Consider the following 22,280-nt stretch of genomic DNA (forward strand, 5'->3'; position numbering starts at 1 on the left):
CCTGGCTGTTCGTGATCTGGCACTGCTGGCAGGACCGCGTCCCCTACGACCCCGCCCAACACCGAGCCCTCCAGACCCTCCTCAAACAAGATCAACCCACTGCTGCTTGACACAGGGCTACTCATGCGACCGGAAGCCCGAGGATCCGCGTCGCCACCAGGTTGCGCTGGATCTGCGACGTCCCGCCCATGATGCTCTGCGCCCTGCTGTAGAGGTACATCCTGAGCCACGTGTCCTCCTCGATGCCGCCGGTGAGGTTGCTCATGCCGAGTGCGGCGTGCCCGACGGCCTGTTCGACACGCGTCATCAGCAGCTTGTCCACCGAGCCCTCGGGCCCGTGGGAGATGCCGTCCAGCCGGTCCGAGAGCCGCCGGCACACGTGCAGCCGCAGCATCTCGGCCTCGATCACCGCCCAGGTGACGTCGCGCACGTTCTCCTCGGTGCACCGGCCGGGCTCGGCGCGCAGCCGCGCCACGAGCTCGTTGACCGCCTTGCTGTAGCGGGCGACGTAGCCGAGCTCGCCCGGCTCGCGCTCGTGGCTGACCACGGTCATCGCCAGCTTCCAGCCCTCGCCCGGCGCCCCGATCATGTCGGACGCCTTCGCGACCGCGCCGTCGAAGATCACCTCGCCGAACTCCCGGGTGACTCCGTTGATCATCTTGAGCGGCCGCTGCTCGATGCCCGGCTGGTCCATCCGGACGGCGAACGCCGACAGCCCCCGGTGCTTGGGCGCGTCCGGGTCGGTCCGCGTCAGCACCAGGCACCAGTCGGCCTCGTCGGAGTAGCTGGTCCACACCTTGTGGCCGGTGATGCGGTACGCGTCGCCGTCGCGGACGGCGCGGGTGCGCAGCGACGCCAGGTCCGAGCCCGCGTCGGGCTCGCTGAACCCCTGGCACCAGCGCTCGCGCCCGCTGACGAGGCCGGGCAGGAAGCGCTTGCGCACGTCCTCGGCGGCGTGCCGCAGCATGCCCTGCACCAGGTAGCCGAGGCTTGGGCGCGGGGGTGCGCCGGCCAGCGCGAGCTCCTGGTCGAGGATCGCGTCGTACACGGTCGGCAGGCCCTGGCCGCCGACCTCCTCCGGCCACGACAGGCCGAAGAAGCCGGCGTCGTAGAGGGCGCGGTGCCAGGGCGCCTGCCCGTCCCAGTACGCGTCGGAGGTCGACGACTGGGGGAGCTTCGGGTTGTGCTCGGCCAGCCACGCCCGCAGCCGCGCGCGGAACGCCGCCTCCTCGGGAGAGTCAGCGAAGTCCATCGTGCCCGCCTCCGATCTCGTGGTGCGCGGCGACGCGCGCGAGGTTCACGCCGACGTCGCCGAGCAGCTGCGCCGACACCAGCGCGCGCCGCAGGTGGACGTGCGCGAGGCACTCCCAGGTCATGCCGATGCCGCCGTGCACCTGGATGGCGGTCTCGCACACCTCGCGGGCGGCGCGCGCGCAGTACGCCTTGGCGACCGCGGCGGCGGCGAGCGCCTCGCCGGCCGGCAGGGCGTCGGCGGCCCAGGCCGCGTGGCGGGTGACGCTGCTCGATCCCTCGACCGACACGAAGGCGTCCGCCAGCAGGTGCTGGACGCTCTGGAAGGTGCCGATGAGCGCCTCGTACTGGCGCCGGACGCCCGCGTAGGCGCGGGCGAGGCCGACCGCGCCGCGCATCGTCCCGACCAGGTCGGCGCAGGTCAGGGCGAGTGCGAACGCCGACCACGCCTCGATGTCGGTGGCGCTGAGCGGGCCCCCGGCGGTGAGCCGCTCGGCCGGCGCGTCCCCGACGGCCGACGCCGGGCGGGTGAGGTCGCGGCCCGGCGAGGTGCCGCCCACCGGGACTTGGACCAGGTCGTGGCCGCCGCCGCCGGTGCGGGCGAGCGCGAGGGCGGCCGTCGCGCCCCGGGCGTCGATCGCGACGCCGGAGCAGCGCGTCCCCCGCTCGTCCAGCACGACCAGACCGGACAGGTCGGGCCGCAGCAGGACGGTCTCGAGGGCGCCGGCTGGCTCGGCGCCCGCGCGGCGCCGCAGCTCGGCGGCCAGCGTCGGCCCGAGGAACGGCGTGTCGGCCGGGCCGCGGCCGAACTCCTCGGCCACGATCGCGGCCTCGACGGCGGAGGCGAGCGGCCGGCCGTCGCCGCCGGGGTCCGGGGCGCGCAGCTCGCGCCAGCCGGCACCGGCCAGCGCCGCCTCCAGGCCGGCGACGCGGGCGGCGTCGTCCAGGTCGGCGACCGAGCCGGGGGCGTGGTCGTCGACCAGGCGGGCGGCCGCCTCGCGCAGCGCCCGCTGCTCGGCGGACAGGCGTACGTCCATCAGCGCTCACTCCGCGATGAGGACGGCGCGGACGGTGCGGGCGGGGCGGCGGCGGTCGGATGGTGATCGGACTCGATGATCATGTGCGGCGACCTCGGGGGAGGCGCGCCGGGGCCGCGCGGGGTGCGCGTGCGGATCGCCGGCGCGGATGCTGTCGGGCTCTTCTCTGCTGACGATAGAAGTCTATACTGACGTCGATGTCAATCACGGAGGCCTGCCATGACCGACAGCTCGGGGCCGCCCCGGCCGAGCATCGCGGCGATGACCGCGTCCGCAGCCCAGCGCTTCCCCGGCCGGACCGCGGTCGTCGACGGCGCCGCCCGCGTCTCCTACGCCGAGCTCTACGAGGAGGCCAGGCGGTTCGGGGCCGCGCTGGTCGCGGACGGCGTCGAGCCCGGTGACCGCGTCGCCGTCTGGGCGTTCAACAGCCGCGAATGGATCGTCGCCGTGCTCGGGCTCTACCAGGCGGGCGCCGTCCTCGTCCCCGTGAACACCCGGTTCAAGGGACGCGAGGCCGCCGGGATCCTGCGCCGCGCCGGGGTCCGGGTCCTGGTGACGGTGACGGACTTCCTCGGCACCGACTACGTCGAGGTGCTCGCCGGCTCGGGCGTCCCCCTGCCCGACCTGCGGACCGTCGTCATCGCCCGGGGCCGCCCGTCCGGGGACGGCGTGCCGTGGGCGGACTTCCTGGCGCGCGCCACCGAGGCCGGGCTCGCCGAGGCCGGCCGGCGCGCCGCCGCCCTGAAGCCGGACGACGCCTCCGACATCCTCTTCACCTCCGGGACGACCGGGACGCCCAAGGGCGTGGTCATGACCCACGGCCGGACCATGACCGTGGCGACCGACTGGGTCGCCATGACGGGGCTCCGCGAGGGCGACCGCTACGTGATGGTCAACCCGTACTTCCACATGTTCGGGTTCAAGGCCGGCATCCTGGCCTGCCTGGCGGCCGGCGCCACGATGTACCCGCAGGCCGTGCTGGACGTCGACGCGATGCTCGCGCTGGCCGCCGAGGAGCGGGCCACCGTGCTGCCCGGCGCCCCGACCATGTACCACGCGATCCTGGAGCATCCGGGCCGGGACCGGTACGACCTGTCGAGCCTGCGCGTCGCCGTGACGGGCTCGGCGGACATCCCGGTCGAGCTCATCCGGCGGGTCCGCGACGAGCTGCCGTTCTCGCTGATCGTCTCCGGATACGGGCTGACCGAGGCGGGGACGGCCAGCTCGACCGCGCCCGACGACGCCCCGGAGACGATCGCCGAGACCGTCGGGCGGGCCCGTCCCGGCTTCGAGGTCCGCGTCGTCGGCGGAACCGGCGAGGACGCCGCCGAGGGGGAGGTCGGGGAGATCCTCCTGCGCGGGCCGTCCGTCATGGCCGGCTACCTGGACGACCCCGAGGCGACGGCGGAGGTGCTGTCGGCGGACGGCTGGCTGCGCACCGGCGACCTCGGGCGCTTCGACGAGCGCGGGTGCCTGCGCATCGCCGGGCGCTCCAAGGACATGTTCATCGTCGGCGGGTTCAACGCCTACCCCGCCGAGATCGAGGCGATGCTCCTCGAGCACCCGGGCGTCCGCGAGGCCGCGGTCGTCGGCGTGCCCGACGAGCGGCTCGGCCAGGTGGGCATGGCGTTCGTCGTGCCGCGCGCGCCCGCGCCGTCCGCCGGCGAGGTCATCGCCTGGTGCCGCGAGCGGATGGCCAACTACAAGGCGCCCCGCTTCGTCGAGCTGGTCGAGGAACTGCCGCTCACCGCGAGCGGGAAGGTGCACAAGGCCGTGCTGGAGGAGCGGGCGCTCGCCGCGCGGACGTCCTGATCCGCCGGTCGGCATCGTGCAGGCCGATCAATGACTTCGACGTCAAATAACTGACTCATGCCGGGAAGGTGGCTGACCCCGTGGCCGACATGACCGACCAGGACCTCGAGCCGATGCTGGAGGCCGTCCGCGACTTCATCCGCAAGGAGGTGATCCCGCGCGAGGCGGAGATCGACGAGAAGGACGAGGTGCCGGACGTCCTGCGCGAGGCCGCCAAGCGGATGGGCCTGTTCGGCTTCACCATCCCCGAGCAGTACGGCGGGCTCGGCCTCGGCATCGTCGACCAGTGCCGGCTGCTGATCGAGGTCGGGTACGGCACACCCGCCCTGCGCTCGATGTTCAGCACCAACGTCGGCATCGCCGGCGGCGTGATCATGGACGCCGGGACCCCGGAGCAGAAGGAGCACTGGCTGCCGCGGCTCGCCTCGGGCGAGGCCGTCGCCTCGTTCGCGCTCACCGAGCCGGACGCCGGGTCCGACCCCGGCGACATGCGGACCAGCGCCGTCCGCGACGGCGACCGGTGGGTGCTCAACGGCGCCAAGCGCTACATCACCAACGCGCCCATCGCCGACGTGTTCATGGTGTTCGCCCGGACGGACCCGGACGCGAGGTCGTCGCGCGGCATCTCCACCTTCATCGTCCCGGCCGGCACCCCGGGGCTGACCGTCGGCCCGCGCGACCACAAGATGGGGCAGTTCGGGGCCTGGACGGCCGACGTCAACCTCGACGACGTGCGCGTCCCGGCGGACGCGGTGGTCGGCGGCGACGGGGGCGTGCACACCGGCTTCCTGACCGCGATGCGCTGCCTGTCCACCGGGCGGCTGCTGCTCGCCGCCGCCTGCGTGGGGATGTGCCGGCGGCTGATCGACGAGTCGGTGCGGTTCGCCTCCGACCGCAGGCAGGGCGGGAAGCCGATCGCCTCCCACCAGCTGGTGCAGGCGATGATCGCCGACTCGGTGACCGAGACGATGGCGGCCCGCGCCCTCGTCCTGGACGCCGCGCGCGCCTACGCCGACGGCTCCGACCGCCGCACCGGCCCGGCCGCCGCGAAGTACTTCTGCAGCGAGACCGTCGGGCGCGTGGCCGACCGCGCCGTCCAGGTGCACGGCGGCGCCGGGTACATGCGGTCGGTGCCGGTCGAGCGGTTCTACCGGGACGCGCGGCTGTTCCGCATCTACGAGGGCACCAGCCAGATCCAGCAGGTCATCATCGCCCGCCAGACGCTCGGGGAGGCCGCCGGCTGACGCGGCGGGGACGGCGGGGAGCGGCCCGGGCGGTGAGCGCGCCCGGGCCGCTTCGCGTCGCGGCCCGGGTCAGGTCGACAGGATGGAGACCGCGGCGACGCCGGGCGCGCCGTACAGCTGGGCGAGGCCGACCCGCGGCTCGCCCGCGACCTGCCGCTCGCCCGCCCGGCCGCGCATCTGCAGCACCAGCTCCCGCACCTGCCGCAGGCCGGAGGCGCCGACCGGCTCGCCGTTGGCGATCAGGCCGCCGTCGGTGTTGACCGGGAGCCTGCCGCCCGGCGCGGTGGCCCCGGAGGCGATGAGCTCGTTCTGCTCGCCGTCCTCGCAGAGCCCGACCTCGGCCATGTGGATGACCTCGGCGCCGGCGTCGGTGTCCTGGAGCTGGGCGATCTGCACCTCGCCGGGGCCGATGCCGGCCGCCTCGAACGCGGCCCGCGCGGCGTCCACGGTCGGCGCCGGGACGTGGTCGGCGGCGACGGAGGCGGACGGGGTGTGCACCTCGAACGCGCCGAACCGCCGCGTGCGCGTGACGACGCTGCGCAGGTAGACCGGCTTGTCGGTGTAGCGGTGCGCCACGTCCGCGCTGCACACCACCAGCGCCGCCGCGCCCTCGTTGGGGCTGCAGAACATGTACTGGGTGAGCGGGTAGTTCAGCATCCGCGATTCGAGGATCTGCTCGGGGGACAGCGGCTTGCGGCGGTGCGCGTGGGGGTTCAGCTCGCCGTTGCGGTAGTTCTTCGCGGCGACCTCGGCCAGCGTCCGGTGCGTGATCCCGTGGTCGTGCATGTAGCGGTTGATCTTCATGCCGAAGAACTTGGTGGTGAGGAACAGCCCCATCTCGCCGTACCAGGACGGGCAGCCGTACTCGCGCGGGTCGGCGGTGAACGCGCCCGACTCGTGCTTGTCCATGCCGAGGACGAGGCCGATCTCGTGCTGCCCGAGCCGGATCGTCTGGGCGGCCAGGGCGAGCGCGCTGCCGGCGGTCGCGCAGCCGTTGTAGACGTTGGTGAACTGCACGCCGGTCAGCCCCAGCTCGGCGACCACGGCGTCGGGCTGGTCGACCTCGTAGCTGCCGCCCACCGCGAACTGCACGTCGGTCCACTTCAGGCCCGCGTCGGCGAGGGCGTCGCGGGCCGCCTCGGCGCCCATGGCCAGGGCGGGCTTGCCGGGGAAGCGGCCGAACCGGTGGATTCCCACTCCGATGATCGCGACGTCAGGCATGCTCGGCCCCTTCCGGACTGAACGCGAAGGTGATGATCTCCCGGCCGTCCTCATCGGTGCGGAACGGCATCGTGACCAGCCGCATCGGCATGCCGAACTCCAGGTCGTCCTGCGCGCAGCCGGTGAGGAGGGTCTCGACGCGCAGCTCGCCGGGCAGCTCGACCACACCGACCAGCCAGGGCTCGAACGGATCGGTGCCGGCGAACTCGCCCCGGAACGGCGCCTTGGGCGGGAAGCCCTGGGACGTCCACGTCCACAGCGTTCCCGAACGGCTCAGCAGCGCGCGCTCCACGGCGGCCGCGCCGCACCGCGCGCAGCCGGCGCGCAGCGGGAACACGTGCGTCCCGCACTCCGCGCACCTGCCGCCGATCAGCCGGGGTTCGTCGGCAGGCCAGGTGAACAGGTCGTCGGCGATGGGGACCGGTGCCATCTCATCTCCTTGCCTCCCCGCGCGCCGGGGCGTCCGGGGATCACGGTGCCGGCCATCCTATCCTGACTTCGACGTCAAATAAAGATCAGGCCGCCGTAGGCGGCGGGCCTCGCGACGTTCTCGGGAGGTCTTGACATTATCGACGTCGAAGTCATAACTAGCGTCGAACGGGTAGGGAGGCGCGGGCCGGACCGAGGGCCTTGCGGTGCCGGGCTCCGCATCGAGATGAGGCGGTCCCGGTAAGGCGCGTCCCGGCGGGACGGGCGTGCGGGTACGGCATGATGTTTCCGACGTCGAGTTCATGAATGTGGAGGACCGGGATGGATCCAGAGCCCCGTTCCGCGAAGGGCCGCCGGACGCGGGCGCGCCTGGTCGAGGCGGGCAAGACCGTGTTCGAGCGCGACGGCTTCCTCCAGGCGCGGATCACCGACATCGCCACCGAGGCCGGCGTCTCGCACGGGTCCTTCTACCACTACTTCGATTCCAAGGAATCGCTCTTCCGGGAGATCGCCGAGGAGGTCGAGGTCCGCCTGGTGTCGATGGACGACATCCCCCAGGCCGACGACGCCGGCCCGATCGAGCGCATCCGCGCCGCCAACAGGGCCTACCTGACCGCCTACCGCAAGGAGGCCCCGATCATGCGGGTGATCGAGGAGGTCAGCCGCTACGACGAGGACGTCCGCAAGGTGCGCGACAAGCGCGACGACTACCTCGCGGCCCGCCTGGAGTCGGCGATCAAGCGGCTGCAGGCGGACGGGCTGGCGGACCGGCGGATCGACGAGCGCTACGCCGCCACGGCGCTCGGCGGCATGGTCGCCAAGTTCGCCGAGATGATGTTCATCGGCGGTGCCCGCTTCGCCATGACCGAGGCGGTGGAGCAGCTCACGCTGCTGTGGGCAAACGCGCTGGGCCTCAGCCCGGACGCCGACAGCAGGCCGCGTCCGAGGAGCGGGAAGCCGGCCAGGGCCGCCAAGGCCGCGAAGGCCTGACCGCTCCCGCTCGCGCCGACGGGCCGCTCCGTCAGTTCCGGATCCGCTCGAACACCGCGGCGATGCCCTGGCCGCCGCCGATGCAGAGCGTCTCCAGCCCGTACCGCGCGTCGCGGCGCTCCATCTCGTGCAGGAGCGTCGCCACGATCCGGGCGCCGGTCGCGCCGACCGGATGGCCGAGCGAGATGCCCGAGCCGTTGACGTTGAGCCGCTCGAAGTCCGCCGGGGCGAAGTCCCACTCCCGCGTCACGGCGAGGGCCTGGGCCGCGAACGCCTCGTTCAGCTCGACGAGGTCCATGTCGGCGAGCGCGAGGCCCGCGGCGTCGAGCGCCTTGCGCGTCGCGGGCACCGGCCCGATGCCCATGAGGTGCGGCGGGACGCCGGCCGTCGCGGTGGACACCACGCGCGCGAGCGGCCGCAGCCCGTGCTCGGCCGCGAACTCCGGGGTCGTCACCAGGCAGGCGGCGGCGCCGTCGTTCTGGCCGCTGGCGTTGCCCGCCGTGACCGTCGCCTCGGGGTCGTCCCGCCCCATGACGGGGCGCAGGGAGGCCAGCTTCTCCAGGGAGACGTCGCGGCGCGGGTGCTCGTCGGCGTCGACGACCGTGTCCCCCTTCCGGCCGGGCACCGTCACCGGGACGATCTCGTCGGCGAACGCCCCGCGGTCCTGGGCGTCGATCGCCCGGCGGTGCGAGGCGTAGGCCAGCTCGTCCTGCTCCGCGCGGCCGATCTTGTACTCGCGGCGCAGGTTCTCGGCCGTCTCCAGCATCCCGCCCGGGACGGGGTACGTCCGGCCGCCCGCGGTCGTCCGGCCGCGCGTCAGGGTATCGGTCAGCGTGATGTCCCCGGCGCGCGACCCCCAGCGCGCGGTCAGCGAGTAGTGCGGGGCCTGCGACATGTTCTCCGCGCCGCCCGCGATGATCGCCCGGGCCGCGCCGGAGCGGACCATCGCCGCCGCGTACACCACGGCCTGCAGGCCCGACCCGCAGCGCCGGTCGATCTGCACGCCGGGCACGCTGGTCGGCAGGCCCGCGTCGAGCGCGACGACCCGGCCGAGCGCAGGCGCCTCGGCGGTGCCGTAGCAGTGGCCGAGCACGACGTCGTCGACGAGCGCGCCGTCCAGCCCGCTCCGCTCGATCAGCGCCCGGACCACCGTCACGCCGAGGTCCTGGACGGGGACCGTCCGCAGGGCGCCGCCGAACCGGCCGATCGGGGTCCGCACCGGCTGGCAGATCACGGCCTCGTTCATGAGTCTCCTGACTGGTCGTGGGCCGGCCGCAGCGCGCCGGCCCGGCGGAGTTCGTCCTGCGCCTCGGGGGTGAAGCCCAGGTCGGTGAGGATCGCGGCGGTGTGCTCGCCGAGGGCGGGGACGTCCTCCAGCGGCGTGGGCCACGCGGGGGTGATGACGGGCGGGAGCAGCGACGCCAGCGGGCCGACCGGCGATCCGACCTCGCGCCAGCGGCCCCGCGCGGTGAGCTGCGGGTGGTCGACGACCTCGGTGACCCGGTTGAACTCGGCGTTCCCGATGCCGGCGGCGTCGGCGCGCGCGCAGATCTCCGCGAGTTCGAGGGTGGCCGCCCACGCGCCGACGGCCTCGTCCAGCCGGGCGCGCTGCGCGCAGCGCTGCGGGGTGGTGGCGAGGGACGGGTCGTCCGCGAGGTCCGGGCGCCCGATGAGGTCGCGGGCCAGGCGCTGCCATTCGGCGTCGTTCGTGGTGCCGAGGACGACGGTGCGCCCGTCCTTGGTCGGGTAGGCGTTGTACGGGGCGACGATGGGGGAGGACATGCCGATCGGAGCCCGTTCCTCGCCGGTGTAGTGCGCGTACAGCAGGGCGAACCCGAGGAAGTCGGCCGCGGTGTCGAACATGCTCACCTGCAGCGCGGCGCCCGCGCCCGTGCGGGCGCGGGCGAGCAGCGCGGCCATGATCCCGGCCGCGGCCTGCATCGCGGTACCGATGTCGGCGATGGGGATGCCCGGCTTGGCGGGCGCGTCGGCCCGGCCGGTCGCGGCGCACGATCCGCTCTCGGCCTGGACGAGCAGGTCGTAGGCGCGGCGGTGGTCGAGCGGGCCGCCGGTGCCGTAGCCGGAGATGTCGACGGCCACCAGCGACGGGTACCGCTCGACCAGCGTCGCCGCGTCCAGGCCGAGGCGGCGCGCGGAGCCGGGCGCGAGGTTCTGCACGACGACGTCGGCGCGTTCGAGCAGCCGGTCGAGGACGGGCCGGGCCTCGGGGCGCTTGCAGTCCAGCGCCAGGGACCGCTTGTTGCGGTTCAGCCAGACGAAGTAGGTCGCCATGCCGTCGGCGGCGTCGTCGAACCAGCGGGTGAGGTCACCCGAGCGCGGGTGCTCGACCTTGACGACCTCGGCGCCGAGGTCGGCGAGCATCCGCGTGCAGTAGGGCGCCGACACCGCCTGCTCGAAGCTCACCACGACCGTGCCGGCGAGCGGCGGCGCCGGCGCCGGGGTCGGGGTGCCTGGCCTGTCGGGCATGGAGCTCCTCCGTCGGTGTGCGGCGCGCGGTCCGGGTCCGGCCGCGTTCCGATCAGTCTAACTTTGACGTCGATGTCGATCTACTCTCCCATGCGCACGGAGATCGGGCGGGTGGCGCATTGACCCCGGCGATCGCCGCATTATAATTTCGACGTCTATGTCAAGTAATTCGGACGGGACCCTGCCGACGGGCACCGCGCACCTGCTCGCGGCGCGGGACGGCGGCGTGCTGACCCTCACGCTGAACCGTCCGGAGGCCCGCAACGCGTTCTCGCGCGAGATGCTCGACGGACTGGCCGCGATGCTCGACGTCGCCGCCGCGTCCGGCGACGTCCGGGCCGTGGTCCTGCGCGGGGCCGGCGGCGCCTTCTGCGCGGGCGGCGACCTCGCCAAGCTCGCGGCGGGGGAGAGCATCTTCGGCCCGGCGGACGATCCCGCCGCCCGGCTGGCGGCCCAGAAGGCGCTGCAGCGCGCGACGGTCGTCCGGCTCCGGGAGCTGGCCAAGCCGTCCGTCGCGCTCGTCGAGGGCGCCGCCGTCGGCGCCGGGCTCGGCCTCGCGCTCGCCTGCGACCTGCGCTACGCCGGAGCCTCCGCCACGCTGCGCACGGGCTTCGGCAGGATCGGGCTGGCCGGCGACTTCGGCTGCAGCTGGCAGCTGACCCGCCTGCTCGGCGCGGCCCGGGCGCTGGAACTGCTCTACCTCTCGCCGCCGCTGACCGCCGCCCGCGCGCAGGAGCTCGGCCTGGTCAACGAGGCCGTCGCCGACGACGAGCTGGCGGCTCACGTCGCGAAGACGGCCGCACGATTGGCCGCCCTCTCACCGGAGGCGGTCCGGGCCATGAAGGAGCATGTGGCGCGCGCCCACGACAACGGCCTCGCGGACTGCGCGGACGCGGAGGCGGCGTGGCACGTCCGGCTCCTGGAGTCCGGCGCCCACCGCGACGCCGTCCGCGCTCTCGCGCAAGGCCGCCCCCGCGCCGCGCGCACCCCCACCGACCCCCAGCACCCGGGAGTGGAACGACCATGACGAACCTCGACGGCCGCGTCGCGCTGGTGACCGGCGCGGCCCGCGGCATCGGAGCGGAGATCGCCCGCACCTACGCCCGCGCCGGAGCCCGCGTCGGCGTCCTCGACCTCAAGGAGGACCTGACCGAGGACACCGTGTCCGCGATCAGGGACGCGGGCGGGCAGGCCATCGGCCTCGGCGCCGACGTCTCCGACGCGGAACAGGTCGACCGGGCCGTGCGGCGGCTCGCCGAGGAGTTCGGCGGCCTCGACATCGCGGTCAACAACGCCGGCGTCACCCGGGACAACCTGCTGTTCAAGATGACCGAGGACGACTGGGACACCGTGGTGGCCGTGCACATGCGCGGGGTTTTCCTGGTGACCCGGGCCGCCCAGCGGATCATGGTCGAGCGGCGCTACGGGCGCGTCATCAACATTTCCTCGACCTCCGCGCTGGGCAACCGGGGCCAGGCGAACTACTCTTCCGCCAAGGCGGGGATCCAAGGCTTCACGCGGACGACCGCCATCGAGCTCGGCCCGTTCGGCATCACCGTCAACTCGATCGGCCCCGGCTACGTCGACACGGAGATGACCCGGGCGACCGCCGAGCGCCTCGGCGTCGCGGTGGAGCAGCGGCTGGCCGAGGTCGCTGCGACACTGCCGATGCGCCGCGTCGGGAAGCCCGCCGACATCGCGAACGCCGCGCTGTTCCTCGCCTCCGAGGACTCCGGGTTCGTGACCGGCCAGGTTCTCTACGTCGACGGCGGGCGCTCGGTGCGCTGAGATGTAAGAACCGATCGAGGAGTTCACATGAGCCAGGACACCGCCCCCGACACCACGACGACCGACGCCACCACCGACGACGCGCTCACCGACGAGGAGCTGCGCGCGGCCGTCCGGGAGGTGGCCGAGCGGTTCGACGACGCGTACTGGGCCGAGGTCGACCAGGAGAGCAGGTTCCCCTGGGAGTTCTACAAGGCGTTCGCCGAGGCCGGATGGCTCGGCATCGCGATCCCCAGCGAGTACGGGGGCGCGGGCATGGGCATCTCGGCGGCCTCGTCGATGATGTACGAGATCGCCGCGTCCGGGGCCGGGATGAACGGCTGCAGCCCGTTCCACCTCACGATCTTCGGCCTCAACCTGGTGGCGCGGCACGGCGGCGACCGGCTGTGCCGGGAGCTGCTCCCCGGCGCCGTGACCGGCGACCTGCACGTCTGCTTCGCCATCACCGAGCCGGACGCCGGGTCCGACACCAGCCGCATCCGCACCTTCGCCCGCCGGGACGGCGCCGACTACGTGATCAACGGCCGGAAGGTCTGGATCACCAAGGCGGCGCAGTCGCAGAAGGCGGTGCTTCTCGCGCGGACGAGCGAGCCGCGCGAGGGCAGGCGGCGCACGGACGGGCTGTCGATGTTCGTCGTCGACCTGACCGGCGGCGAGGTCGAGATGCGGGCGATCCCGAAGATGGGCCGCAACGCGGTGTCGTCCTACGAGCTGTTCATGGACGACTTCCGGGTGCCCGGGTCGGCGCTGGTCGGCGAGGAGGGGCGCGGGTTCTCCTACCTGCTGGACGGCATCAACCCCGAGCGGATCCTGCTCGCGCACGAGTCGCTCGGCATCGGGCGGGCGGCGCTGCGCCGGGCGGTGCGGTACGCGGGGGAGCGGGTGGTGTTCGGCCGCCCGATCGGCAAGAACCAGGGGATCGCGTTCCCGCTCGCCGAGGCGTCGATGCGGCTGGACGCGGCGGAGCTGGCCGCGCGGCACGCCGCCGCCCGCTACGACGTCGGCGAGCCGTGCGGCAAGGAGGCGAACACGGCGAAGTACCTGTGCGCCGACGCCGCCTTCGCCGCCGCCGACGCGGCCGTCCAGACGCACGGCGGGTTCGGGTACGCGCGCGAGTACCACGTGGAGCGCTACTTCCGGGAGTCCCGCCTGATGCGCATCGCCCCGGTCAGCCAGGAGATGGTGCTGAACTACATCAGCGAGCACGTCCTCGGCCTGCCCAAGTCCTACTGAGCGGAGACCGGCGGCGCCGCACAGTATTGACGTTGACGTCGAAATATACTTCGATGGTGGTAAGGAAGGCGGCGGGCGGCGCCCTCCGCCGCGGTGCGGCCCCCGGGGAAGGCGGTGCGGTGACCACAGGCTCTGTCGTCGACGGCTGGGGCGTGCGGACGGTCCCCGCAGACCTGGCCCGGCGCTACCGCGCGGAAGGGTGGTGGACGGACGGCTCGCTCGGCTCGATGGTGGCCGAGGGGCTCGGCCGGGCTCCCGGGCTCCGGTTCCAGGTGCGGTCCAAGGTCCGGCCCTGGAACGGCACGTTCGCCGACGTGGACCGTGCCAGCCGCTCCTTCGCCCGCACCCTGCTGGACTGGGGCCTCGGCCCGGGCTCGGTCGTCGTGGTGCAGATGCCGAACTGGGTCGAGGCCGCCGTCACGTTCTGGGCGGCCGCCTACATCGGGGCGATCGTGGTCCCGGTGGTGCACTTCTACGGGCCCAGGGAGGTCGGCCACATCCTCGACGCCACCCGCCCCGCGGTGATCGTCACGCCCGACCGCTTCGGCCGCACCGACCACCTCGAGCAGTACGCGGAACTCCTCGCCGCACGGGACGGGGAGCCGCTGTGGCTGGTGGTGGGCGACCGGCCCGAGGCGGAGCTGCCGCCGGCCGCCACGCCGTTCCACCTGATGCTGCGGGCGCGCCCGCTGCAGGAGCCGGAGCGGGTCGAGCCGGAGTCGCCGGCGATCGTGGGCTTCACCTCCGGGACGACCCTCGCGCCCAAGGGGGTCGTGCACAGCCACCAGACGATCGCCTGGGAGGCGCGCCAGTGCGACGGCTTCTACGCCAGGGGCGGCCCGCCCACGCTCGTCGGAACCCCCGTCGGCCACTTCATGGGCATGATCAACGCGTTCCTGGTGCCGTTGCTGCGGTCCGAGCCGGTGCATCTGATCGACGTGTGGGACCCGGCCGAGGTGCTGGCGGCGATGGCGGAGGAGCGCATCGGCGTCGCCGGCGGCCCGCCCTACTTCCTGACGAGCCTGCTGGACCACGCCGACTTCACCCCCGGGCACCTGGCCCTCATCCCGCACATGGGCCTCGGCGGCGCGCCGGTGCCGGACGCCTTCACCGAGCGCGCGACGCGGGAGGGCATCGCGGTCTACCGCTCGTACGGGAGCACCGAGCACCCCTCCGTCACCGCGAGCCCGCTGACCGACCCGCCGGACAAGCGGCTGCGCACCGACGGCCGCGCGCTGCCGGGCGCGGAGTTCCGCCTGGACGACGACGGCGAGATCCTCACCCGCGGCGCCGACTGCTTCATCGGCTACACCGACCCCGCGCTCACCGCCCGCGCGTTCGACGCCGACGGCTGGTACCGCACCGGCGACATGGGCGAGGTCGACGGCGACGGGTACCTCACGGTCACCGACCGGGTCGCCGACGTCATCATCCGCGGGGGCGAGAACATCAGCGCCCAGGAGGTCGAGTCGCTGCTGCTCACGCTGGAGCGGGTCGCCGAGGTCAGCGTCGTCGCCGAACCGGACCCCCGGCTGGGCGAGCACGCCGCCGCGGTGATCCGGCCGCGCGACCCGGCGGACCCGGTCTCGCTGGACGACGTCCGACGGCATCTCGCCGCAGCCGGGCTCGCCAGGCAGAAGTGGCCGGAGTCGGTGCACCTCGTCGCGGACTTCCCGCGCACCGCCACCGGCAAGATCCAGAAGTTCCGCCTGCGCGAGCAGGTGCGCGCCGGGGCGTTGCGGGACGCCTTATGAGGCGGGCAGCGTAAGGCAGGTCGCGGCGTCCACCGGACGCTGGACGCCCCACGAGGAGGGAAAGGCACGATGGAGCCTTCGGGTTACGCCGACCGGCCGGACTACCGCGTGGACGTGCGCCGCAAGCGCAACCTCGTCCAGGTGACCCACGAGGGCGTGCTGCTGGCCGAGACGACCAGCGCCCTCGTCGTCGACGAGCAGGACCACGGCCTCGTCATCTACATCCCGAGGGCCGACGTGCGGACCGAGCACCTCGCGCCGTCGGACCGGACGTCGCGGTGCCCGTTCAAGGGGCAGGCGACGTACTGGCGGCTGCGCGACGCCGATGACCCGATCGCCTGGGAGTACCCGGAGCCGTACGCCGAGGTCGCGATGATCCGCGACCACATCGCCTTCTACCAGGACGCGGCCGTCGTCCGGATCGGCGCCGCCACCCCCGTCACGTCCGCTCCCCACCCCGGCGGCGGTCGCCAGGGCTGAACGAACCTTCGGCGGGACGGCCGGCGGCGGGCGCGCCGGGGACCGCCGGCGCGCCGCGCGCCGTCACTGGTTCTTGAGCTTGTCCTTCATCCCGTCCAGCCGCATGAGGACGGGGAACCCGCCGTCGCTCAGGGCGTTGCCGTGCCCGGTCTGGTGGACGTCGAAGACCGACTGGATCGCCGCGTAGAAGCCCTGCACGTCGAGGGTCTGGTTGACGGCGCGCTTGGCCTGCCGCAGCGCGAACGGGTGCATCTGCGCGATCCGCCCGGCCAGCTCCATCGCGGTCGCCTCCAGCTCCTCCAGCGGGACGACCCGGTTCACCATGCCGACCTTCTCCGCCTCGTCCGCGGTGACGGGGCGGCCGGTGAACAGGATCTCCTTGGCCTTGCGCGGGCCGAGCTCCCAGGTGTGGCCGTGGTACTCCACGCCGCCGATGCCCATGTGCACCACGGGGTCGGAGAACTGCGCGTTCTCGGCGGCCACGATCAGGTCGCACGGCCAGCACAGCATGAGGCCGCCCGCGATGCACTTGCCCTGGACCGCCGCGATCGACGGCTTCGGGACATTGCGCCACCGCAGCGTGTACTCCAGGTACCGGCGCGCCTCGACCTTGTAGATGTGCTCCAGCGTGATCTTGTCCGGGACCGGGCCGCCGCCCTTGAGGTCGTGCCCGGACGAGAAGTGCTTCCCGTTGGCCTTCAGCACGACGACCCGGACCTCGTCGTCGCCCGCGGCGCGGCTCCAGGCGGCGTCGAGGTCGTCGAGCAGCTCCATGGTCTGCGCGTTGGCGGCCTCGGGGCGGTTCAGCGTGATGACCGCGACGCGGTCCTTCACCTCGTACAGGATCTGGTCCATCGGTTCATCCCTCTCCGGGGCGGTCTCGTCACCTGGGGTGCTTCATCGCGGCGAGGGCCGCGTCGGCGGCCGCCAGCACGGCGCCGGGCTCGGCGCCCGCCGCGGCGGCGATGCCGGCGACCAGGCCGACGTCCTTGCGCAGCAGCCCGCCGGCGTGCGCCGCGATGCGGTCGAGCGTCCCCCCTCCCGAGGCGACCCGGTCGAGGGCGAAGCTCGCCCCGCTGCCGTGCGAGACCACCTCGGCCAGCCGGACCGGATCGACGTCCAGGTCGCGGCCGAGGGCGAGCGCGGTCGACGCGGTCGCGAGGTTGGCGGCGAACAGCAGGTTGTTCAGCAGCTTGGCGACCTGCCCGGACCCGAGCGGCCCCATGTGGACGATCGGGTCCCCGTAGGACGCGAACACCGGGCGGCACAGGTCGACGTCCTTCTGCTCGCCGCCCGCCATCACCAGCAGCCGTCCGGCGGCCGCCGCGGGCCCGCCGCCGCTCACCGGCGCGTCGACCGTCCGCACGCCCCGGCCCGCGGCCTCGGCCGCCAGCCGCCGGCACGTGTCGGGGTGGACGGTGCTGTGCACCGCTATCACGCCGCCTTCGCCGAGGCCGGCCAGCACGCCGTCCTCGGCGGTCAGCACCTCCTCGACCCCCGCGTCGTCGACGACGCAGACGCAGACGAGGTCGCTCGCCCGCGCCAGCTCCGCCGGGGACGCCGCGACGGACGCGTCCGTGCCGGCGAACGGCTCGAGCGTGGCCGCGCGCCGCGCCCACAGCGTGGTCGGATGGCCCGCGTCGACGATCCGGCGGGCCATCGGCCCGCCCTGGCTGCCGAGCCCGATGAAGCCGACGCGCAGGTCGGATGTGCTCATCGGTCCCTCCTCACTGAGTTCCCATGCGGTCTTCCGGTGCCACCGCCCGCGCCGGGGCCGGGTCCGGGCCGGCTCAGCCCCGGGGCAGCCCGAGGATGCGCTCGGCGATGATGTTGCGCTGGATCTCCGAGGTGCCGCCCGCGATCGTCCCGCCGAAGCTGCGCGCGTACCGCTCGAACCAGCTGGCGCGGTGGTCGGCGAGGCCCATGTGGTTGTACGGTGCGGTCACCGCCGGATGGACGAGCGAGTCGGGCCCGTGCTCCTCCAGCGCGTGCAGCGACGCCTCCTGCACGGCCTCCGAGCCGAACACCTTCAGCACCGACAGCTCGGCGGGGTCGCGCCCGCCGGCGAGCTGCCGGTAGCCGAGCAGCCGGATCGCCTGCAGGTCCATGAGCAGCGTCGCGTACCACTCCTCGGTGCTGGGGGAGTCCTCGACCAAATAGCTCATCCAGTCGGCGTAGCTCAGCCACAGCAGCGTCCGCTCGTGCCCGAGCGAGCCGTGCGCGACGCCCCACCCGCCGTGCAGCGGCCCGATGAGGTTCTCGCGCGGCACCCGGACGTCGGTGAAGAAGACCTCGTTGAAGTCGTAGTCGTCGGGGGCGGCGATGGACCCGAACGGCCGCCGGACCAGCCCTTCGCTGTCGGTCGGGATCACCAGCACGCTGATGCCCTTGTGCTTGGGGGCGTCCGGGTCGGTGCGCACGAACGTCAGCAGGATGTCGGCGTCGTGCGCGCCGGACGTCCACACCTTCTGCCCGTTCACCACGAACTCGTCGCCGTCGAGGGCGGCGCGGGTGCGCAGCCCGGCGAGGTCGGAGCCCGCGCCGGGCTCGCTCATCCCGAGCGCCGCGGTGATCTCGGCGCGCAGGATCGGCACGGCCCAGCGCCGCTTCTGCTCCTCGGTGCCGAAGGTCAGCAGCGACGCCGCGACGATGCCGAGGCCCTGCGGGTTGAAGCTGTGGTAGATCCGCCGCCGCGACAGCTCCTCCAGGTGGGCGAGCTGCTGCGGCAGCGTCGCGTTCCGGCCGCCGTACTCGGGCGGGTTGCCCGGCAGCAGCCAGCCCGCGTCGAACAGCTTGCGCTGCCACCGCCGCGCCCATTCGGGGATGTCCGCGCTGGACTTCGGGCGCTGGACGGCCTCCTCCGCAGAGGGCAGGTTGGCGTCGAGGAAGGCGGCGAACTCCGCGCGGAACTCCTCGATCTCGGGGTCGGGGGTGAGCTTCATCGGGCGGCGCCCTTCCGCGCGTGTTCCTCCAGCAGCGCCCTGCGGTGCACGGACGCGGTGCCGAGCAGCAGGTCGCACGCCTTGGCCCGCTTGAGGTAGATCTGCAGCTCGTTCTCCCAGGTGTAGCCCATGGCGCCGAACAGCTGGTAGCCGTGCTTGAACACGACCCGCTGGCACTCCCCGGCGGACGCCTTGGCCATCAGCGCGGCCTCGCGGCGGCGCGGATCGTCCTCGGCGATCGTCAGCGCGGAGTAGTACGCCAGCGCCCTGGCGCGCTCGATCGCCACGTGCATGTCGGCGGCCTTGTGCTTGACGGCCTGGAACGAGCCGATCGGCACGCCGAACTGCTCGCGCTGCTTCACGTGCGCGACCGCCAGGTCGAGGATGCGCCGGCACGCCCCGACCGCGGTGATCGCCAGCCCCATGAGGGTGAGGTCCGGGATCCCGGCGACGAGGTCGGCGGCCTGCACGTGCGCGACGTGCAGCGTCGGGTCGAAGACCGAGACGGGCTCGGCGGAGACCTCCGCGCCGCTCACCACGACCACCCCGGACCGGGTCAGCAGCGCGACCTCGTCGGCCCGGCCGGCGTCCAGGACGAACCGGCCGGCGCCGTCGCAGACCCCCGTCCCCGATCCCTCGGGCGGCCGCCCGGCGAGCGGCGCGAACCAGGTCGCCGTGGCGAGGAAGGGCGTCGGGTCGGCGACGTACCCGAGCTCGTCCAGCACGATCGCCAGCTCGACCGGCGGGGTCTCCAGCCAGCCGAGGTCCAGGTAGGTCTTCCAGAGCTGCTCCGGCGGCAGCGACCGCGAGCGCTCCACCGTCTCGCGGACCATGTCCCGCAGCAGCCGCTGGTCCTCGTCGAACTCGAAATCCATGCGCCCTCGCTCCTCAGAGGCTCGCGAGCCGCGCCCGGGCCCACTCGCGGCGGGCGGGCAGATGCTGGGTGGGCCACAGCCCGGGGGCGGGCTCGCGGCCGCGCAGCACCTCCCGCGCCACCGTGATCTTGTGCACCTCGGTCGGGCCGTCGACGACCGCCATCACCGCGGCGCCGTTCCACATGTCCGCGAAGGGCATCTCGTTGGAGACGCCGAGGGCGCCGTGCAGGTGCATCGACCGGTAGACGATGTCGTGCATGACCTTGGGCGTCAGGAACTTGATCGCCGCGATGTCCTTGCGGACCCGCTTGTAGTCCTGGTACTCGTCGATCTGCCAGGCCGTGTAGAGCACGAACAGCCGGAACTGGGTGAGCTGGGCGTAGGACTCGGCCAGGTCCGCCTGGACGAGCTGCTTGTCGGCCAGCCGGCTCCCCTGCGTCTCCCGCGACAGGGCGCGCTCGGCCATCATGTCGAGCGCCTTCTGGCACTGGCCGACGACCCGCATCGCGTGGTGGACGCGGCCGCCGCCGAGCCGGGTCTGCGCGATCACGAACGCCTGCCCCTCGCCGCCGAGCAGCGCGTCGCCGGGCACGCGGACGCCGTCGTAGTGGATGAGGGCGTGCATGCCCTCATCGGTGCTCTCGCCCAGCAGCCCGACGTGCCGCTCCACCCGGATGCCCGGGGTGTCGCTCGGGACCAGGAACATCGACATGCCCTTGTACGGATCGACGTCCGGGTCCGTCACCGCCATCACGATCACGAAGCTGGACGTGCGGGCGTTGGAGGAGAAGAACTTGCGGCCGGTGATGACCCAGTCGTCGCCGTCGCGCACGGCGCGGGTGGTGAACATCCTGGGGTCCGCACCGGCCTGCGGCTCGGTCATGGAGAAGCAGGAGAAGCATTCGCCCTCGAGCAGCGGCTGCAGGTAGCGCTCCTTCTGCTCCTCGGTGCCGTAGCGGGCGATGATCTCGGCGTTGCCGGTGTCGGGCGCCGCGGTGCCGAACACGACCGGCGCCCAGCCGGACGAGCCGAGGATCTCGTTGATGAGCGCCAGCTTCAGCTGGCCGAACCCGCGTCCGCCGAGCTCGGGACCGAGGTGCGGCGCCCACAGGCCCTGGTCGCGCACCTGCTGCTTCAGCTTGCGGACGACGGGGCCGAGCTCGCCGTCCAGCGGGTGGAAGGCCCGCCCCGGATGCAGGATGTCCAGCGGCTCGATGCACTCCTCACGGAACCGCCTGATCCAGTCCAGCTTCTTCTCGAACTCGGGCTCGGTGCGAAACTCCCATGCCATTCAGACGATCCTCGTTTCGTGGTCCTGCCAGTAGGTCTCCCGCAGGAGCCCCTTGCGGAGCTTCCCGTTGGGGTCGCGGGGCAGCGCTGGTGCGAAGTCGATGTCGCGGGGGCACTTGTAGTGGGCGAGCCGGTCCCTGCAGTAGGCGAGCAGCTCGTCCTTCAGGTCGTCGCGGGGCCGCTCGTCCGCCGGCTGGACGACCGCCAGCACCCGCTCGCCCATCTCCGCGTCCGGCACGCCGATCACCGCGACGTCCGCGACGGCGGGGTGCATGACGAGGACGTTCTCGGCCTCCTGCGGGTAGATGTTGACCCCGCCGGAGACGATCATGTGGGCGACGCGGTCGGTCAGGTACAGGTAGCCGTCCTCGTCGATGCGGCCGACGTCGCCGAGGGTGCGCTCGCCGAAGTAGACGACGCCGTCGCGGATGCTGACGTCCTCGCCCGCCTTGCCGACCGAGCCGGGGTGCGCGAGCCACTCCTGCGGCCCGATGGCGACGTGCCCGTACCCCTCGGTGCCGGAGTAGTACTCGTGGATGATCGGGCCGAACCAGTCGAGCATCCGCCGCTTCACCTCGACCGGGCAGGGGGCGGCGCTGTGGAAGACGAGCTCGAGGCTGCTCAGGTCGCGGTCGCGCTGCTCGGCGGGCAGCTTCAGCATGCGGACGAACATCGTCGGGACGAACTGGGCGTGCGTGACCCGGTGCCGCTCGATCAGCTCGAGGGCCTCGGCGGCGTCGAACCGGTCCATCACGACGAGGGTGGCGCCGAGCCGCAGCAGCGACATGCAGTAGACCAGCGGCGCGGCGTGGTAGAGGGGCGCGGGGGAGAGGTAGACGCTGCCGGGGCCGATCCCGTACCGCTGCAGCCCGAGCGCGACCCTGACGCACTCGGCGGACGGGTCGCCCATCGGGCCCGCGGTGAGCTGCTTGCGGATCGCCTTGGGCCGCCCGGTCGTGCCGCCGGAGAACAGGAGCTCGCGGCCCTCGCACTCGCGCAGCCCGCGCACGTCGGCGGGCTCGGCGAGCAGCCGCTCGTAGACGTCCTCGGTCACGAGCAGCTTGCCGTCGGTCATCTCCTCGATCTCCGACGGCCGCAGATGGGTGTTGACCGGCGTGTAGTACAGCCCGGAGCGCTGCGCCGCCCAGGCGACCTCCAGGAGGGCGGCCCCGTTGGGCATCTGGACGGCGATGCGCTCGCCGGGGCTGAGCCCGAGCGCCGCGGCCAGGTGCCGCGAGCGGGCGTCGAGCTCGCCGTAGGTCACGGTCCTGCCGCCGCTCTCGATGACCGCGATCGCGTCGGGGCGCCGTTCGGCCTGCAGACCCAGGTGGTGCATGGTCGAGAGAATAACATTCTCGTGATTCGAAAGTAAGAGTCTCGACAGTGAGAGGATGTGAGAGGAGAACAGGTATAGCTTTATCCGTTTGAAAGAGTATCGTTCTTCAGG

Annotated in this window: 20 protein-coding genes; 8 read left to right on the plus strand and 12 right to left on the minus strand. The window is 73.1% G+C overall.

The genetic code is table 11. The annotated features are described in order from the left end of the window. Window positions 1-121 precede the first annotated feature (121 nt). Both F8568_RS18870 and F8568_RS18875 read right to left on the minus strand, forming a co-directional pair. Window positions 122-1,252, minus strand: coding sequence for an acyl-CoA dehydrogenase family protein (locus F8568_RS18870; RefSeq protein ID WP_151594880.1), 1,131 nt, complete (start codon window positions 1,250-1,252; stop codon window positions 122-124). Continuing rightward, entirely contained in the window at window positions 1,239-2,288 is a 1,050-nt protein-coding gene (locus F8568_RS18875; RefSeq protein ID WP_151594881.1) for an acyl-CoA dehydrogenase family protein, read from the minus strand. Before F8568_RS18875 ends, F8568_RS18870 begins: the two co-directional genes overlap by 14 nt. Window positions 2,289-2,507: 219 nt before the next feature. Between F8568_RS18875 and F8568_RS18880 the strand changes: the two genes are divergently transcribed. Then, complete coding sequence (locus tag F8568_RS18880; protein WP_202125140.1) at window positions 2,508-4,100, plus strand: FadD3 family acyl-CoA ligase; 1,593 nt, start codon at window positions 2,508-2,510, stop codon at window positions 4,098-4,100. Window positions 4,101-4,168: 68 nt separating this feature from the next. Then, a complete protein-coding gene (locus tag F8568_RS18885; RefSeq protein WP_328600951.1) occupies window positions 4,169-5,344 on the plus strand; it encodes an acyl-CoA dehydrogenase family protein in 1,176 nt (391 codons plus the stop codon). A 69-nt stretch (window positions 5,345-5,413) separates the two neighbouring features. Here the strand turns inward: F8568_RS18885 and F8568_RS18890 are convergent, their stop codons facing one another. Next, complete coding sequence (locus F8568_RS18890; RefSeq protein ID WP_151594882.1) at window positions 5,414-6,565, minus strand: thiolase family protein; 1,152 nt, start codon at window positions 6,563-6,565, stop codon at window positions 5,414-5,416. Then, window positions 6,558-6,995: a Zn-ribbon domain-containing OB-fold protein gene (locus F8568_RS18895; protein WP_151594883.1), complete on the minus strand. Its 438-nt coding sequence runs from the start codon at window positions 6,993-6,995 to the stop codon at window positions 6,558-6,560. Before F8568_RS18895 ends, F8568_RS18890 begins: the two co-directional genes overlap by 8 nt. A 320-nt stretch (window positions 6,996-7,315) precedes the next feature. On the opposite strand from F8568_RS18895, the gene F8568_RS18900 reads away from it, so the two are divergent. Continuing rightward, a complete protein-coding gene (locus F8568_RS18900; protein ID WP_151594884.1) occupies window positions 7,316-7,984 on the plus strand; it encodes a TetR/AcrR family transcriptional regulator in 669 nt (222 codons plus the stop codon). A 31-nt stretch (window positions 7,985-8,015) separates the two neighbouring features. On the opposite strand, the gene F8568_RS18905 is transcribed toward F8568_RS18900, so the two are convergent. Both F8568_RS18905 and F8568_RS18910 read right to left on the minus strand, forming a co-directional pair. After that, window positions 8,016-9,230, minus strand: a complete 1,215-nt coding sequence (locus F8568_RS18905; RefSeq protein ID WP_151594885.1) for an acetyl-CoA C-acetyltransferase — start codon at window positions 9,228-9,230, stop codon at window positions 8,016-8,018. Beyond that, window positions 9,227-10,471: a CaiB/BaiF CoA transferase family protein gene (locus tag F8568_RS18910; protein ID WP_151594886.1), complete on the minus strand. Its 1,245-nt coding sequence runs from the start codon at window positions 10,469-10,471 to the stop codon at window positions 9,227-9,229. The genes F8568_RS18905 and F8568_RS18910 overlap by 4 nt, the downstream gene beginning before the upstream one ends. Before the next feature lie 157 nt (window positions 10,472-10,628). Between F8568_RS18910 and F8568_RS18915 the strand changes: the two genes are divergently transcribed. The 5 genes from F8568_RS18915 (at window position 10,629) to F8568_RS18935 (ending at window position 15,726) form a co-directional block, all read left to right on the plus strand. Beyond that, window positions 10,629-11,498 (plus strand): enoyl-CoA hydratase/isomerase family protein, encoded by an 870-nt coding sequence (locus tag F8568_RS18915; RefSeq protein WP_151594887.1) that lies wholly within the window; start codon window positions 10,629-10,631, stop codon window positions 11,496-11,498. After that, on the plus strand, window positions 11,495-12,259 hold the full coding sequence (locus F8568_RS18920; RefSeq protein ID WP_151594888.1) for an SDR family NAD(P)-dependent oxidoreductase: 765 nt from the start codon (window positions 11,495-11,497) through the stop codon (window positions 12,257-12,259). The genes F8568_RS18915 and F8568_RS18920 overlap by 4 nt, the downstream gene beginning before the upstream one ends. A 27-nt stretch (window positions 12,260-12,286) precedes the next feature. Next, window positions 12,287-13,492, plus strand: a complete 1,206-nt coding sequence (locus F8568_RS18925) for an acyl-CoA dehydrogenase family protein (protein WP_151594889.1) — start codon at window positions 12,287-12,289, stop codon at window positions 13,490-13,492. A gap of 119 nt (window positions 13,493-13,611) precedes the next feature. Continuing rightward, window positions 13,612-15,246, plus strand: coding sequence for an AMP-binding protein (locus F8568_RS18930; protein ID WP_202125141.1), 1,635 nt, complete (start codon window positions 13,612-13,614; stop codon window positions 15,244-15,246). Between the two features lie 69 nt (window positions 15,247-15,315). Next, a complete protein-coding gene (locus F8568_RS18935; protein WP_151594890.1) occupies window positions 15,316-15,726 on the plus strand; it encodes a DUF427 domain-containing protein in 411 nt (136 codons plus the stop codon). A gap of 63 nt (window positions 15,727-15,789) precedes the next feature. On the opposite strand, the gene F8568_RS18940 is transcribed toward F8568_RS18935, so the two are convergent. The 6 genes from F8568_RS18940 to F8568_RS18965 form a co-directional block, all read right to left on the minus strand. Further along, the gene (locus tag F8568_RS18940) at window positions 15,790-16,581 is read right to left on the minus strand and encodes an enoyl-CoA hydratase (protein WP_151594891.1); all 792 of its coding nucleotides are present in this window, start codon (window positions 16,579-16,581) and stop codon (window positions 15,790-15,792) included. Between the two features lie 28 nt (window positions 16,582-16,609). After that, window positions 16,610-17,443, minus strand: coding sequence for an NAD(P)-dependent oxidoreductase (locus tag F8568_RS18945; protein ID WP_202125142.1), 834 nt, complete (start codon window positions 17,441-17,443; stop codon window positions 16,610-16,612). A 73-nt stretch (window positions 17,444-17,516) separates the two neighbouring features. Beyond that, the gene (locus tag F8568_RS18950; RefSeq protein ID WP_151594892.1) at window positions 17,517-18,668 is read right to left on the minus strand and encodes an acyl-CoA dehydrogenase family protein; all 1,152 of its coding nucleotides are present in this window, start codon (window positions 18,666-18,668) and stop codon (window positions 17,517-17,519) included. Then, window positions 18,665-19,543: an acyl-CoA dehydrogenase family protein gene (locus F8568_RS18955; protein WP_151594893.1), complete on the minus strand. Its 879-nt coding sequence runs from the start codon at window positions 19,541-19,543 to the stop codon at window positions 18,665-18,667. Before F8568_RS18955 ends, F8568_RS18950 begins: the two co-directional genes overlap by 4 nt. Before the next feature lie 13 nt (window positions 19,544-19,556). Further along, a complete protein-coding gene (locus F8568_RS18960) occupies window positions 19,557-20,834 on the minus strand; it encodes an acyl-CoA dehydrogenase family protein (RefSeq protein ID WP_151594894.1) in 1,278 nt (425 codons plus the stop codon). Then, window positions 20,835-22,169, minus strand: coding sequence for an AMP-binding protein (locus F8568_RS18965; protein WP_151594895.1), 1,335 nt, complete (start codon window positions 22,167-22,169; stop codon window positions 20,835-20,837). It abuts the gene before it with no gap. Between the last annotated feature and the right edge of the window lie 111 nt (window positions 22,170-22,280).

The organism is Actinomadura physcomitrii, from assembly GCF_008923205.2.
Lineage (GTDB): Bacteria > Actinomycetota > Actinomycetes > Streptosporangiales > Streptosporangiaceae > Spirillospora > Spirillospora physcomitrii.